The sequence below is a fragment of the Nocardia sp. BSTN01 genome, assembly GCF_015354405.1.
GTDB lineage: Bacteria > Actinomycetota > Actinomycetes > Mycobacteriales > Mycobacteriaceae > Nocardia.
Genome location: NZ_JADKYP010000071.1, coordinates 1 through 15,150, shown reverse-complemented (window position 1 = coordinate 15,150; position 15,150 = coordinate 1). Strand labels below are relative to the sequence as shown.

Genomic DNA, 15,150 nt, shown 5'->3' with positions numbered 1-15,150 from the left:
GCTACCGGTCGTTCTGCTCGCAGCGGCCCTACTCACCAGCTGCGCAAACCCTGCTCCCGCCACCACCGAAGCGACCCTAGGGTTCCCGATGACCATCTCGAGCTGCGGCCGCGACGTCACCTTCACCACACCGCCGCGCCGCGTCGTCACCGTCGGTTCCGTCGCCGCCCCACTCATCGCCGCCGCCGGCGCCGCCGACCGCATCATCACCCGCACCTTCGAAACCGCACCATTCCCCGGCCAATACGCCGACTCACTGAAGAACATCGAAATCACCGCTCCCACAGGCGAACTCGCCCGCGAAGAAATCATCAACCGAACACCGGACCTGGTCGTGAGCTTCGAAGGCGCCGCCGTCACACCCGACGACCTGGCCCGAGTCAACATTCCGCTGCTGGTAACCCGCGGCTACTGCCGCGACGCCTCAGGAACATACGACGACATCTTCGCCGACATCGAACTCTACGGCCGCCTCTTCGGCACCTCCGCAGCCGCGAACACCGAGATCACCGCGCTCAAACAGCGGGTGGCAGCCATCGCCGACCGCCACCGCGCGGACCCGGCCGCGCGGCCCGCGGCCGCACTGATCCTCTCCCGCGACGGCGCCAAGATCAGCGCCTACGGCAGCACGAGCACCGTAGCCACACAGATGCGCACCCTCGGCCTGGCCAACGTGTTCGGCGACGTCGCCAAACGCAGTTGACGCCAACACCGAAACCCTTATCCAACGCGACCCCGACGTCATCATCCTGCTCACCCAAGGCACCCAAACCCCCGAGTCCGCGCGCCAAGCCCTACTCGCCCGCCCGGAACTGTCCAGACTACGGGCGATACGAGCCAACCGAATCATCGCCGTGCCGTTCGGCTACACCGGCCCCGGGCCCGTCGCTGTCGAGGGCCTCGAAGTGCTCGACCGTGAACTCCAGGCGCAGCCATGAGCGCCCCCACGACCAGCAACTATCGGCTGCGAACGGCCTGCCCCGAAGACCTTCCCGGCGCCCGAAGCGTCATGCTCGACACCTTCTACGAAGTCTTCGGCAGCCGATACCTGCCCGAGCACCACCACGACGTGATCGACCCCGAAACGGTGTACCTGCGCCATCGGCTCAACCGGCTCTGGGTCATCGAGCACGACGGCCACATCATTGCCACCACCGCCGTCCGCGCCCAAGGCCCGCGCCATCCCCCACACCCGGCATGGTTGGCCGAACACTACCTCGACCACAACACCGCACAACTGTTCCGCGTCTACGTCCGCCCCGAATATCACCGACGTGGCCTGGCCACGCTCCTGGTCACAGCGGCAATCGAATACGTCCGCGCGACACCGGCATTCACGCGACTGTATCTGCATACCGACGCCCGCACCCCAGGCGCTCTCGACTTCTGGCTCACCTTCGGCCACATCATCCACGACGCACGCGGACCACACGCCGGATACCAAACCGTACACCTCGAAATCCCCCTAACCGCACATAACACCAGCGGCACCCATCCGGCGACCACTGCCCTCGCGCACCCACCGCCCACCCGTGCAAGGAGCGCTACCGACACTCACCGCCATTAATGTCGGCACCACGGCACCGCTGCCGATCCGATGTCCACGACTGCGGGACATAGAGTTCACGGTCGATCAGGGCATGCCCGTGCTTGGACGCGTACGCCAGGAACACCCCGATCTGGCAGTTCTCCGTGCGCCCGGCCGTGCCGGAGTACTGCCGTTGCACGCCAGCGGATTTGGTGCCCTTCTTCAGGAAACCGGTCTCGTCACCGGCCAGCACCGCATCGGGATCACCGAGGTGTTCGACCACATAATCACGCACATCGTCACGGACCCCGTCCACGTCCCAGTCCGCAGCACGCAGCAGCCGCTGCATCCCGTCCGGGCTGCCCTCACCAGCACGTTCGGCCAGCGTCCACCCGTTCTTCCGCTCCAGGCCCGCGACCAGCCCCGACACATACTCACCCGCCCGGCCCCGCGGCTCACACCGAGTGAACCGCTGCCCGATCCGGGTCATCAACGAATCCAGTTCGGCCACAGCACGATCCAACACCACCCGACAGGTCTACCAGCAACGAACCACGCGAGTGCAGTTGCAGTACTAACTGAGATAACACGCAAAGACCCGCGGGTCGCGAAGGCTTTCAAATGCGATGAAATTTGAGACCCTACACCTGTGTAGGGTCTCGGAACTCGTGGCGGAATCTCAAAATGATTGGCGGTGGTGTGGCGGATCCGCCATGATTTTGAGATTCCGCTTCCGCCGTTTGACCACTTGGTGGGCTGATCTTCCAGTTATGTTCTGCGGAAAGAGGATCCGGCAACTGCTCAGATGAGGATGACTCGGCGTCCGCGGGTGTGTCCGGTTTGGCTGTCGATGTGCGCATCGGCGGCCTCGGCGAGTGTGTAGGACTTCTCGACCGGGATGTGCAGTTTTCCTCGCACGATGAGGTCGGCGGCCTCGGCGAGCGCATCCTGTACGCTCCCGGCCACGCCGGAGAATCGGACACCGAGGTCCGGCGCACCGAGATCGGCGATGGAGACCACCTTTTCCGGATCCCCGGTCAGCTCGACGAGTTCGCCGATCACGCCTGCGCCGGCCAGATCGAGAGCGGCGTCCACAGGGCCGAGCCGCCTCACCCGCTCGACCCAACCCTGGCCATAGGTCGTGGCGACGGCACCGAGGCTACGCAGATAGTCCTGGTTCGCGGCCCCGGCCGTGCCGATCACGGTGATGCCGCGGTCGCGAGCGATCTGCAACACCGCCGATCCGACGCCCCCTGACGCGCCGCTCACCAGGAGTGTCTGCCCCGGCTGCACGCCGACCTCGCGGAGGATGCGCAGCGCGGTCTCCGCCACCGAGGGGTATCCTGCCGACTCTTCGAACGTCAACCCCTCGGGCATGCGGGCCCAGGCCGACAGCACGGCGAACTCGGCATAGGTGCTCGATCCTTCGCCGAACACGTTGTCGCCGACCTCGACCCCGTCGACGCCCTCGCCGATCTCGTCCACCACCCCGGCGGCGTCGATCCCGACTCCGGCGGGCAACTCGATCGGATGGGCCCCCAGAATCTGGCCCTCACGGACCCGCCAGTCGACCGGATTCACGCCCGCCGCTCGCACGGCGATACGTATCCGACCGGGGCCCGCGTGTGGTTCCTCGGCGTCCACGAGTTGCAGCACGTCCGGACCGCCGAACTCGGCGAAGCTCACTTTCCTCATGCAGTCAAGGTAACACTAACGGTTAGCTTTTTGAAAAGGATATTGTTTTGTATCTGTTAGTGTTAAAGGATGACCTTGCCTCCCGGACGCCGTGCGCGCAAGAAGGCCGCCACCCGCCAGAACATCGCCGACACCGCCCTGCGGCTCTTCCGGGAACGCGGATACGACGCGGTGGGTATCCGTGACGTGGCCGCGGCGGCCGACGTGGCCGTCACTACGCTCTTCTCCCACTTCGCCTCGAAAGAGGCCCTGGTATTCGAGCAGGACGAAGACTTCGAGCAACGGCTCACACAGGCGGTCACCGGCCGGACTCCGCACGAGCCGCTCATCCCTGCACTGCGCCGCGAGATTCACGCCATGGTGCGCCACTGCACGGCGGAGGGAGCCGAACCTATCTGGCGCATGATCGACGAGACACCGACCCTGCGGAGATACGAAGAGTCGATGCGGCAGCGCCATGCGGAGTCGCTGGCAACGGTTATCGCTGACGATCCCGACCTGTCACAGACCAGCACGGCTTGCCGGACAATCGCGAAGTTCGTGATCGATGCCTTTTCACTGGCCCGCGAGGCGGACGACCCGGACGCCGCGGTGGACGAGATCTTCCGGATGATCGAGGCCGCTTGGAAGGTCACCGAGGAAATACCACCGATTTGAGACGAACACTCTTGGTCAGGCACTATGACAGCCCGGGAAGCGGCAGGTCACAGCTGCGCTGACCGCCACGATTTTTGAGACCCTACAAGATTGGTCGCGACCTGCTGGTAGCACAGCCGTCCCCAAGGCATGGCCTGGTAGCTGCGAAATGTGTCCAAGTACCGATCGAACCGAGACCATGAGCCCTCCTTCCTGAAGACCGCTGTCGCCGCACATGGATCGGTCCGTCCGGGCCCATCCGTCAGGCGAGCTGAGTGCCGTGGCTCAGTGCGGTGGCGGCGGCGTGACGCGATACTCGCTGCGCGTGCACGTTCGGTGTGCCGAACGCGGCGAGGATTGGAGTGATCGCGTCGTCGGGGTCGCAGTCGGCGCGGCAGGTGAACAGGTCGACGTGGGCTGTGTGGTGCTCGGGCCAGGTCGACACGATCAGATGCGATTCGCCGAGCACGATGACCGCGGTGGTTCCGTGTGGGACGAACGTGACCGGGACGATGGCGTGCACCGTGCATCCGAGCAGGTTCACTGTCTGGTGCATGGCGTCGAGCAAGGCTTGGGCGGTGGGTTCGGTGGTGCAGCCGGTGAGGTCGTAGAGGGCTTGGAACATCGGTGCCGCCTCACGCGATGCGCTGGCTGGGTGTCTGGTCGGCGGGGAGCAGGCCGGCGAGGTAGTCGACGGTGTAGGCGCGGTGGAGTCGGCGCGGGTGCTGCGCCCACAGGGCGGCCTCGGCCCACAGCGCGTCGAGGGCGGGGTCACCGTGGCGTTCGAGCAGGATATCGAGGTTCATGAAGGCCTCGGGTAGGTCGGCGTAGTCCTTGCCGTAGCGGACGTAGAGGGTTTTCGACAGTTTTCCGCCGCTACGGTCGAGGATCAGCGGGGTGAAGATGCTGACCGGCCACTGTGCGGCCGGCACACCGAGGGTGGACAGCGCGGGGGCCAGGACGTGCGCGTGCCAGGCCCCGCCCCAGTCGGATCCGTCGACCGAGATCGAACATGCCTGGTACTGGTCGCGTTCGGCGGCCAGCAGATACCCCTTCTGTATCGAGCGGACCGGCGTGTTGGCGTCGTACCAGCCGCCGGTCCCGGCGATGTCGATGGTTTCTCGGTAGCGGCCGTGCACCGGACAGCGTGAGTCCAGATGAACGGCGCCGCCGTCCGCGGTGATGGTGAGGTGGCGGGCGTCTTTGTCCATCAGTCGGCACTGCGGGCAGCGGGGCCGGATTCGAACGATCCCGTCGGCGGGGGCGACGATCGGAGCGAACCGGTCGAGGTCGGATGCGATGTGGTGCAGGCATTCTCGGACCGGGGACAGTTGCTGGTAGACGGTGTAGGGGCGGAATTCGTATCGGATACCGCTGCGGTTTGCCGCCCAGGCGAGCAGTCTGGTGAAGCCCGATATCCGGTCGGCGGGATCCAGTTCGCCGCCTTCGATCAGATCGGCGACGGTCCGCACGTAGTGTTCGCCGCCGATTTCGACGTGTTCTCCCGGAGCGTTGTCGAGTGCGTCGAAGACAACCGTGGCGGGCAGTGACACGTCGTGGCTGAACCGCCTCGCCAGTGCGAACACGCACATCACGGTCATGACGGTGCCGACGTGCGGGTGGCCGTTGAGCTGGGCGACGGTGGTGATCCGCAGCCGGGTCGCGCCGCTGGCGGCCGCGCGGATGAGGTCGGTGTTGGAGCCGGTCAGATGTGCGATGCCGACCGGGGCGAAATTGAGCGCTTCGGCGCGGGCGATGGGGGCCATTTTGTGCTCCTTTTGGTTCCTGCATAGATCCACACAGCGGGAAAGTCGGGGTCGGCGCTGGTGACGCGGTCAAGGACCGTCAGCGTGATACCGGCGCGGTGCGCGGCGCTGCGATACAGCGGCGCCGAGAGGTGGACGCGGTTGCGCGCGCGGGCGGAGACCCAGTTCGCACCGGCGACCCAGCCGCCAGGTCGGGCGAGCTGATGGATCCCGGCGAACGCAGAGGTGAAATGTGCTGCGCTGGACGATAAACCGAGCAGCCCGAATTGGGTGGTCAGGTCGAAGCCTGCCACCGGCAGGTGCGGGTGTGCTGGGGGCGCTCCGGTCAGGCAGTCCACGCAGGCAGCGGGTCAACCGCCTGCACCGGTCGGCGTAGTCGCCGCGACCGCGCTTGCACAGCTGCACGGCGGTCGCGTGAACCGGCCCCGGCACGGCCTGCCGGGCGGTGCGGGCCAGCAGCTCGAGTCGGCGTGGGTCGGCGTCTGCGGCGATGATGCTGCCGGGAATCAGCGCCAGTGCCCACAGCAGCGTCTGTGACCCGCTGCCTACATCGACCCACCGATCCACCGCAGGAATCGCCCCCAGCATCGACAGGATGTCCTCGGTGCCCTCACCGAACCGGAAACACTCGCGGTAGTGGCGATCGTCGTACTCCTGCGCCGCAGTGCGCTCGCCCGAGTACGCAGTCACGACCGGCTCCCGGTGACCGCGCACAGCTCGCTGAACCCGCCCGCACCCGATTCCACTCGCACTCCAGTGAATCCGGCATCGGTGAAGGCGGTGAGAAGCCGGGCGCGAGTGGGCAATTCGAGCTCGACAGTGGACGTGTGCAACGTGTGCCCAGTGGTGTCGAGGTAGGCGAACTCCAGCCGCACCCGGGGGCCGACGCGGAACTGGCGCCGGCGCCGGGCCACCGCGCCGGCGGCCGCAAGGGCGAAGTGGCGATCTGTCACCCAGACCCCGTCCGGTTGCGCGGGGGCGAAGAAGCTCGTCGCCTGATCCGGTCGCACGATCTGCGCCAGGATCCTCACGCCGGGACGGCCTATCGCGGCATGCAGATCCGCCGCCACAGCTGCGAGCGAGGACTGACAGCTGAGCTGATTGATCGCGCCGCCTGGCACCACAACGAGATCGACATCGTTCAATCGGACCGCGTGGAGGAAGCCGTGCAGTCCGGTGAGGAAGGCGGTGTCGACGCCGGCGGCGCAAGCACGGTCGATCGCGGTGGCGAGCATCGCCGCGTTGGCGTCGACCAGGGTCACCGCTACCCCCGCGTGGGCGTACTCATCGAGGAAATAGCCGCTGGCGCACGGGATTTCCGCGACATGCCGTGTCTCGCTCAGCAGCGGGGCGAGCAGCCGGGGCCGTGGGGCACCGGTTGTCTCGGCGCGACTGTAGGCGCTCCGCTGGTCGTAAGCGGCCACCACCGCGCTGGCCGTGTCGGCGCCGCGGGTGTAGAAGTCGGCGTGCTGCTGGCACACGGGATGGGTCAGCCGGCCGCCGGTGGCGATGCGCGCGGTGTCGATCGCTGCATCGGTAGCGCCGTGCAGAGCCACCCGCGCCAGCCGAACCAGGTAGTCGGCGATGCGTGCGGTGTAGGCGGCGGTGGTGGTCACCGGCACCAGCGCGGGCAGCGCATCCAACCGGACATGCCCGATTCCGGCAGTGACGTGCGGATGGTCCCCGGGTTGTTGGATCGGTCCGGCGGTTGGCAGATAGCCGGAGCCGTATCCGCAGGTGGCGTCCACGATCACCGCGCCGGGCGGCATCACCGCCAAGTCGTCGGCGGTGATCATCGGCGGGGTGTCGTAGGTGGAGACGAGGATGGCGCCGATCACCAGATCAGCGCCCGCCAGAGACGCTTTCCGCTGTTCCGCAGTGTTGACGGCCACCATCACACCGGCCGGAGCGCGGTGGGCGAACGCGGCCGCGGACGCTTCGGTGTGGGCCAGCACAATCACCCGTGCACCCAGTGCCGCCGCGGTGCGCGCCGCGGCGGAGGCGACATTTCCGCTGCCGATCACCACCACCCGCGCGGGTTCGGCGCCGTCGACGGCGGCTACCAGCACGCCGCGGCCACCCTGATGTGATTGCAGAGCCAGCGCGCCGTGCAGCACCGCCTGCGCTCCCGCAATCTGGCCACCGGCCACCGCGAGCGGAAACCTACCGTCCTCGAGCAGGAACTCGTACGAATACGCTGTCACTCCAGACGAAGTCAGTGTTGTCAGCAAGCGCGGGTCGCCCTCGGCGTGAAACAGCGCCCCGATCGACTGGCCCGGCCGCAACCGCGCCACGTCGGCTGGATCCGGCGACTTGTAGCGCAGCACCAGCGGCGCCGACCACACCGTCGCCGCGTCTGTGAAATGTGCTCCCGCAGAGGCTAATTCGTCATCGCTGAGGTAGACGCCCGCCCCGATTCCCGGCTCGGCGAGCACATCGAACCCTGCGCCGGTCAGCGCCGCAGCGACCTTAGGTGTCAGAAGGGTGCGCCGCTCCCCCGGCGCCGACTCGCAGGGAAATCCGATCGCATTGCTCGCCATCACGTCGACCTCCGCCTTTGCGCCTATCCACCCACAACGGACTACATCGAGAATCCGCCCGGCAGTGGGTGAAAGACCAGATCACCGGCGCGGCGCAAACTTTCACGGCAGAACGCAATTTCTCTTGATCACCATGAAATCCCGTGGCCGGCTCCGCCCCGTGCGCGCCGGCGCCGGGGCTAGACTGCCCAGCCCTACACGCCGCCCGATCCCGCAGCAGGCGGCAACCGGCTGAGGGGAGACGCAGTGCCCGACCTGTTCGACGACACCGCCACCGATTTCGGCGCACCGGTGCCCCGGGTCCTAATGTCACTGCACGCCGAGTACTACGACCTGATCATGGCCGGAGACAAGATCTACGAGTACCGCAAGCGCTACCCCACCACCGGCGCATCGGCCTGGTACGTGTACCTCACCGCGCCCACCAGCACACTGATCGCGGTCATCGACCTCGACGCGCCGATCACCGGCAGCCCGGACGAGATCGCCGAGCTCGCCGAACGCGCCCGCCCCGGCAACGGAGCCTCCGTGCGCGACTACCTCGCCCCCGCCGGCCACGGGGTGGCTTTGCCGATCCGGCGCGTGCGCGAATACCCCGGGTTCACCGCCACTGAAATCAGCGAAGCACTCGGCAAATGGCATCCGCCACAAGGACAAACGCTCATCGACCGCCACCCGCGCCTGGCGAAACTCTGCGACGAACTGACCGCCGCACCGATCGTGCGCGAACGCCACCTCCAACCCGAGCCATCCGCCGTACCCTGAAAACCGGGACACGGGAGGCGGGGAATGAGCAGACGACAAAGATCCTCACCACCCGCCCACGGCACCGATGTGTCTCCGCTGCGGCGCGCCCGACTCGCCAAACATGCGACGCTGGAACAGGTCTGCGCCGACCTCGATCAGCTCTCGATCGACGGATCCTCCGGTGTCCACCCCGGCATGTTGTCGAAATGGGAAACCGGCGTCCACCACACCAGCGACAAATACCGCGATCTGCTCGCCACCTACTACCGCCTGCCCACCGAACAGCTGTTCGCCCACCAGGACCGCCACACCCGCGAACGCCCCGATCCGCGGCTCGTCCTCACCTACACCGACCTGCACGAAGCCATGCTCGAAGTCGTCGACGGAGCCCGTGACTACCTCGTCGTCACCGGCTCCCGCTCCCGCGACACCGCCTACCTCCAGACGATCGAGAAGGCCCTCAACAGCCGACCGGCGCTGGTGCACTACCGCATCCTGTTCGGCCGACCGCGCCACCGCGCCCTCACCGAACACCTTCAGCGCCTGATCGAGCTGCGTGACCCCGCAGACCGCAGCCTCGGTGTGAAGACCTTGCACATCAGCATGATCGACAACCCCGACTATCCCGAGCGATTCCTTGTCGCTTCCGAACACGCGGCCGTCGCGCCGATCCCCTCGCTGACCTCTGCGGAGTCCTTCGATTGCGCCGTCGTGCTCGGCGCGGCAGCCGGCGCCCGCTACATCGAACACGCCCGCCAGCTCTACCTGTGCGGCCATAAGCTGGAAACCACCCAAGCCCTGGCCGACCTCACATGACCCGCCCGGACCCCGCAGCAGCACCAACCGGCAGCAGGAGGCACCCCATCACCGCCCACGACATGCTCGCCGCCGCCCACGACGACCAGGACTCCGTGCTGGCACTCGCCCGTGAGCTGATCGCCATACCCAGCCGCGGCGGCGTCGACCCCGGCCAACCCATCCTCGACCACACCGCCGCCTGGCTCACCGGCCACGGTCTGCCCGTACGCATCCTGCGTGACCCGCTCGGCGCGCCCGTCGGGATCGCCAGCGAAATCCACGGCCACCGGCCGGGGAAACGCTGGGTCCTCGATGCCTGTCTCGACACCGCCGTCTTCGGTGACGAGCACGCCTGGACCCATCCGCCCACCGACCCGGTCATCCGCGACGGATGGCTCTGGGGACGCGGCTCGGCCGACAGCAAAACGGCAGTTTCGATCTTCTGCCACCTCGCCGCCCGCCTGCACCGCGACCGCGAAAACATCACCGGCAGCCTCACCCTCCTACTCGACCTCGACGAACACACCGGCGGATTCGCGGGAGCCACAACCTATTTCGACTCGGCCACCGACGTCGGCGGAGTGATGATCGGCTACCCCGGACTGCATCACATCGTCGTCGGCGGCCGCGGAGTACACCGCGTACGGCTGCACATCCACGGCATCGCCAGCCACGCCGGCGGCCGCACATCCACACCCAACGCCATCAGCAAAGCTGCCGAGATCATCACCCGCCTCTCCGCTGTCGAACTGCCCTTCGGCAGCAGCCGCGGGTTCCCGCCGGGCAAGCTGACCGTCACCGAGATCACCGGCGGACAGGGTTACTCCGTCACCCCAGACCTGTGCAGCATCAACATCGACATTCGCACCACCCCCGACTTCGACGACGCCGCCGCCGAGACATTGATCTGCCGCATCGTCGACGACACCGATCGCCGCTGGCCCGACACCAAACCCACGCTGATCCAGCACATCCAGCACTGGCCGCCCTTCGCCCACCCGCACTCCGCGCCAGCCACTGCCCTGTTCACCGCCACCGCTGACCTCGGCATCGACACAGCCGCGAAAATCGCCGGACCCAGCAACATCGGCAACTACCTCGCCGGTCTCGGCATCCCGGTCACCGCAGGCTTCGGCGTCGACAAGATAGGCGAACACAGCACCGACGAACGCATACGTATCGACACCATCCCGCTCGTCCACGCCGCCTACCACACCGCCGTCCGAAACCTCCTAATACGCGAAGATCCGAAGGCACACTGATGCCGGAACAGGCGCCGTACGCATCGACACCGTCCCCTTCGTCCACGCTTGTCAGTGGCCACCAAAAGTTCCCCAGGGACGGCTAGTTGCGCCTCCCCACCTGCGGCCAGTTGCCATGAACCAGCACACGGTCAGCAATCGAGCTGGATGACCGCTCATGTCGATGAGCGGACGTTCTGTGGTGTGGCGGGGGCGACTGCTAGGGACTGATCCTCACGATCAGCTGTTGCACCGCCAGGACGTCCTTTGAACCGACGGATGGCTGACGAACGCTGGTCTGCAGTCGGTACCGTAGGTCCGGGAACGAGGCCGGCTTGCATTGAAACCATGGGGGATACGCACTGTGGCTCCAGACATCGACGACGCCAAGTTCGGCAGCCGTCGCAGAGACCGGGACGTTAGGGTGCGGATCCGTCAGATCACGCTCACGCAGGAGATCGCTGAGGAACACCTGCGAACCCAGTCGATACCTGAGCTGAAAGCGTCAATACACCGGATCGACAAGATGATCGCGAGCTTCGAAGTCATGAAGGGGGAAGCGCTTTCTCTGGCGGAGTCGGAGGATCGCGTAGCCATCGTGATGTACCTGCGCGATCTGCGGCATATCGCGCTTGAGCAGATCGGTGAGCAGGTCAGTCAGAAGCAAGTAGACGAGCTGAATCGAGCTGTCGAAGCTAAAGTTGACGATCCGAAGGTTCGACAGGAACTCGGAGCTCTGGTCGCGGAGTTCGCGCAGAAGCAGCAGGATCTCGCCCGCGAACTCCAAGCACATGACGATGAAGATGCGAAGGAACTGCGTAGACACGAACTCAGCGAACGTAAATGGAAGATGCGAACTTCGCTCCTCGAGCGTGAACCTGCGGCCGTCTTGATCGGCGCGGTACTGCTGGCAGCGATGGCGCTGGCACTTATTGTCGGTATGTTCATCCACACTCCGCCGCCCGACCTTCTCGGTAACGCCTTCCTTTTGATACTGGGCTTCTTCTTTGGGCAAACCACCAGCGGGCGGGCAAGACGTGCTGACGACAGGTCTGACTAGTTGTCGGTGCAGTCCGCGGCTACCCTGCAGCGTGCTTCAGCCGCGCGACCACTCGACAGGTTCGGGCGAGCCGATGTGGAGCTGGTTACGGACCGCCTGGTGAAGCTGGACCTCAACCACGGTGTCGGCGCGGGAACGCCTGTCCTGGCGAATGATTGGGGCTGACAGCTGAATGTCATGAGCAACTGTCATGATGGGGAGATCGAGAAATCCGAACAGTCGAGCAGCACGGAAAGTGCCACGCCACAGCATCTGGCGCCGCCCCGAATGGCCGGCGCCAGTGGTGGTGTCGCGGACAAGCTAGGCAACAAGTACGAGTTGGCCTGGGCCATCCGTCACGCTCTGTTTTGCATCCAGGACGAGCGCCGCAGTCTCACGCTCGAAGAGATCGACCCTGAGCTGGCTGACGGCTCGGAGTTCACTTACGTCAACGAGCACGGCGACATCGCGGTGACCCAGGTGAAGCGTCAGAACAACATCACCGATCACTGGACGATCGCAGCCCTGAGAGGTCGCGGAGTCTTGGCGGCAGCTGCTCGCCACGTTGCCGCTGGGCGTAAGTTCCACTTCAGTTCGATGACTCCGAGCGGTGCACTTCGGGTCATGGCTGACTTGTCACGGCAATCGGCGAACGCACAGCAGTTCGTTGCGCGTCAGCTCACGCGCGAGTTGAGACCTACCTTTGATGAGCTGACCGCGGCGAATGTCTTCGGAAGCTCTGAGGGGGCCTGGCAGACGCTGCGCGGTATGTGGATTGAGATTGAGGTCGAAGAGCAGCTGGTCATGACCAATGCCATGCTCGCTGAAGTGAGCTTGGAGGGCGCGACCGGTGACCTCATGGCGGTGGCCATAGGTGCGGTTTTGCTCGACAACCTGCGCACGCGGATGACGCAACGGGAGCTGCTTGACGCTCTTGCTCGCGACGGCATCACAAGGCGCGGCTTCCGGGCCACGCGAACGTCCCATGAGCAGGTGGTGGCAGCGACCCAGAGCTGGCGCGGCACGATCGAGCGCGAGCTGCTCTCGCCATCGATCGAGAGGCAGGAAGCTGTAACTCTCGTCGACCTCATGACTACGACCCGGCTTGCACTTGTCGTCGGGGCTGGCGGTGGTGGAAAGAGTACTGTGCTTTACCAGGCTGCGCGCGAGTTCGAGGCGCAGGACGCCGAGGTATTGGCGTTCCGGCTCGACCGTCGTGGTGCCTTCGGTTCGACCGTCGAACTGGGTATTCAGCTGGGCTTCTCGACCTCGCCGGTTGCGGCGTTGCGACAGGCGGCAGACGGCCGCGACGCCTTCCTGGTCATCGACCAGCTCGACGCCGTGTCGCTAGTGTCAGGGCGTCTCTAGGAGCGCTACGACGTCATTGCCGATCTCATTCAAGAAGCAACGGCGGTTGACGGGGTGCGTGTCATCTTGGCCTGCCGACTATTCGACGTCGAGAACGACCACCGCATCCGCAAACTCGATGCGCGGAACGATGTCGAGCGCCTGACTGTTGAGCTGCTACCTGACGAAGCCGCGGCGGGCGCTGTCTCAGCCATGGGTCTCGATCCCGGCTTGCTCACTGCTACGCAACGTGCACTCCTCCGGTCACCGCTTAACCTCGTCCTGCTGGAGACGATCGCGGACCAGCCAGGTGCCCTGAACTTCACCTCCCGAGGATCGTTGTTCGAAGCCTTCTGGCGGCGCAAAGAACAGACCTCCGAGGAGCGACGGCCTGGAACGTTGTTCAACGACGTGCTCGCTCGGATCGCTTACACCGCGAGCGACAACCAGACGTTGTCCGTCCCCGTCGAGATCCTCGGTCCTGGCGACTTCATCAAACACGCGCGGGTCCTCGCCTCCGAACAGGTCATCGCGATCGAAGACGACCGGGTCTCCTTCTTTCATGAGACGTTCTTCGACTTCACATTCGCCCGTCAGTGGCTGTCACGACACCAGTCGATGGTCGAATTCCTTTGCGCCCAAGAGCAAGAACTGTTCCGACGCGCGCAGGTGCGGCAGATCCTCGAGCTTCTCCGTGAGCGAGATCCCGATCGGTTCCGGACGGAGGTTGAGGCGGTCCTAAGTAGCGCAGATGTTCGCTTCCACATTAAGGAGACGGTGGTTGCCGTCTTCGCGAACGTCAGTGCTCCGACACTTGAGGATGTCGAACTTGTGCTGCGCCTCGTCCACAGGGAATCCACGCTCACGAAACGGCTTTTGTTGCAGCTCGCACGCCCTACGTGGTTCGGCCCGTTCTACGCCCAGGGTCACATCGAAAGGTGGCTCGACAGCGACGACGTCGCGCTACGCGATAGGAGCGTCAACTGGATTGCCAACGCCGGCGCCGAACATGGCGCCGAGGTGGTTGACCTCTTGATGGCGCGGAAGCAGTCACCCGACTATGTGATGTGGCTCCGTTGGGTGACGCAGCGCGCCGACCTGCACCTCCACCGGCGGCTATTCGAGCTGTTGCTAGACGCGATCCGTGCCGGCCAGATCGACCCAGCCGATCACAACCACTGGCTGTCGGTACACAAGCTGGCGGAATACCAGCCACTCTGGGCAATCGAGATGCTCAAGGCCTGCTTCGTGGAGAGTCCGTCTGCTCTGGCGCTCGGTAGCGACGACAAAGTAACGCTCCTCGGCATTCATGAGTACGGCGCCACTCAAATGATCGAGGCAGCATGCAAAGCAGAACCACAAGCGTTCGTCGAGGCGTTCGTGCCGCACCTGCTGGCAATCATGGAGGCCACCCACTTTGACGGCCTGGAGCAGGATCTTCTTCACGACCGGCACTTCAGTCTGAGGCTTCGAATGGAGCCAGGGTACGACGACGTCGGTGACGCGTTGTACAACGGCGCGGCGGCCGCGCTCGAGAAGTGTGCGCAGACGTCATCGGACGCCATCGAGTCGATGCTGCGGCTCCTGGCCGCTAACGACCACGACGCGGCGCAGTCGTTGTTGTATCGCGCACTGATTGCCGGGGCTGTGACCTTTGCCCCGTGGGCAGCCGAGCTGATTCTCCAAGGCGGCAACCGCCTGAAAGCGGGCTACCTGTCCGATCCGCACTGGCTCCCGCGTGAGGTCGTTGGGGGCTGCTGCACGGAGAGGTGACAACCGAGATGGCTTGCCGAGAGGCAGGCTTGAGAGGATG

The 15,150-nt window shown here is 65.5% G+C and carries 14 protein-coding genes and 1 pseudogene; 9 read left to right on the top strand and 6 right to left on the bottom strand.

The features are described 5' to 3' along the window. Positions 1-88: 88 nt before the first annotated feature. Entirely contained in the window at positions 89-703 is a 615-nt protein-coding gene (locus IRT45_RS32465) for an ABC transporter substrate-binding protein (protein ID WP_194809615.1), read from the top strand. Between the two features lie 231 nt (positions 704-934). Beyond that, the gene (locus IRT45_RS32460) at positions 935-1,567 is read left to right on the top strand and encodes a GNAT family N-acetyltransferase (RefSeq protein ID WP_194809614.1); all 633 of its coding nucleotides are present in this window, start codon (positions 935-937) and stop codon (positions 1,565-1,567) included. Here the strand turns inward: IRT45_RS32460 and IRT45_RS32455 are convergent. Beyond that, a pseudogene (locus IRT45_RS32455) lies at positions 1,566-2,018 on the bottom strand (IS701 family transposase); the annotation flags it as partial. The gene IRT45_RS32460 and the pseudogene IRT45_RS32455 sit on opposite strands and share 2 nt — an antisense overlap. Before the next feature lie 311 nt (positions 2,019-2,329). Beyond that, complete coding sequence (locus IRT45_RS32450) at positions 2,330-3,223, bottom strand: NADP-dependent oxidoreductase (RefSeq protein WP_194809613.1); 894 nt, start codon at positions 3,221-3,223, stop codon at positions 2,330-2,332. 69 nt (positions 3,224-3,292) lie between these two features. Here IRT45_RS32450 and IRT45_RS32445 point away from each other — a divergent pair, with 69 nt between their 5' ends. Next, entirely contained in the window at positions 3,293-3,880 is a 588-nt protein-coding gene (locus IRT45_RS32445) for a TetR/AcrR family transcriptional regulator (RefSeq protein WP_194809612.1), read from the top strand. A 241-nt stretch (positions 3,881-4,121) separates the two neighbouring features. On the opposite strand, the gene IRT45_RS32440 is transcribed toward IRT45_RS32445, so the two are convergent. The 4 genes from IRT45_RS32440 to IRT45_RS37315 all read right to left on the bottom strand — a co-directional run bounded on the left by IRT45_RS32440 (position 4,122) and on the right by IRT45_RS37315 (position 8,165). Continuing rightward, positions 4,122-4,484 carry an S-adenosylmethionine decarboxylase family protein gene (locus tag IRT45_RS32440; protein WP_194809611.1) on the bottom strand — a complete coding sequence of 121 codons (363 nt, stop codon included), beginning with the start codon at positions 4,482-4,484 and terminating at the stop codon, positions 4,122-4,124. A 10-nt stretch (positions 4,485-4,494) separates the two neighbouring features. After that, entirely contained in the window at positions 4,495-5,625 is a 1,131-nt protein-coding gene (locus tag IRT45_RS32435; protein WP_194809610.1) for a hypothetical protein, read from the bottom strand. Beyond that, complete coding sequence (locus IRT45_RS37320; RefSeq protein WP_228535723.1) at positions 5,565-5,963, bottom strand: hypothetical protein; 399 nt, start codon at positions 5,961-5,963, stop codon at positions 5,565-5,567. Before IRT45_RS37320 ends, IRT45_RS32435 begins: the two co-directional genes overlap by 61 nt. 348 nt (positions 5,964-6,311) lie before the next feature. Continuing rightward, positions 6,312-8,165, bottom strand: a complete 1,854-nt coding sequence (locus tag IRT45_RS37315; RefSeq protein ID WP_228535721.1) for an NAD(P)-dependent oxidoreductase — start codon at positions 8,163-8,165, stop codon at positions 6,312-6,314. Between the two features lie 246 nt (positions 8,166-8,411). Between IRT45_RS37315 and IRT45_RS32420 the strand changes: the two genes are divergently transcribed. The 6 genes from IRT45_RS32420 to IRT45_RS32395 all read left to right on the top strand — a co-directional run bounded on the left by IRT45_RS32420 (position 8,412) and on the right by IRT45_RS32395 (position 15,110). Continuing rightward, positions 8,412-8,930 (top strand): ASCH domain-containing protein, encoded by a 519-nt coding sequence (locus tag IRT45_RS32420; RefSeq protein WP_309241254.1) that lies wholly within the window; start codon positions 8,412-8,414, stop codon positions 8,928-8,930. A 24-nt stretch (positions 8,931-8,954) separates the two neighbouring features. After that, the gene (locus IRT45_RS32415; RefSeq protein ID WP_228535719.1) at positions 8,955-9,728 is read left to right on the top strand and encodes a helix-turn-helix domain-containing protein; all 774 of its coding nucleotides are present in this window, start codon (positions 8,955-8,957) and stop codon (positions 9,726-9,728) included. 62 nt (positions 9,729-9,790) lie between these two features. Then, on the top strand, positions 9,791-10,972 hold the full coding sequence (locus tag IRT45_RS32410; protein ID WP_194809609.1) for a M20 family metallopeptidase: 1,182 nt from the start codon (positions 9,791-9,793) through the stop codon (positions 10,970-10,972). Positions 10,973-11,315: 343 nt separating this feature from the next. Next, the gene (locus IRT45_RS32405) at positions 11,316-12,011 is read left to right on the top strand and encodes a hypothetical protein (protein WP_194809608.1); all 696 of its coding nucleotides are present in this window, start codon (positions 11,316-11,318) and stop codon (positions 12,009-12,011) included. A gap of 177 nt (positions 12,012-12,188) precedes the next feature. After that, entirely contained in the window at positions 12,189-13,358 is a 1,170-nt protein-coding gene (locus IRT45_RS32400) for a hypothetical protein (RefSeq protein ID WP_194809607.1), read from the top strand. Between the two features lie 54 nt (positions 13,359-13,412). Continuing rightward, on the top strand, positions 13,413-15,110 hold the full coding sequence (locus tag IRT45_RS32395) for a hypothetical protein (protein WP_194809606.1): 1,698 nt from the start codon (positions 13,413-13,415) through the stop codon (positions 15,108-15,110). Positions 15,111-15,150 lie beyond the last annotated feature (40 nt).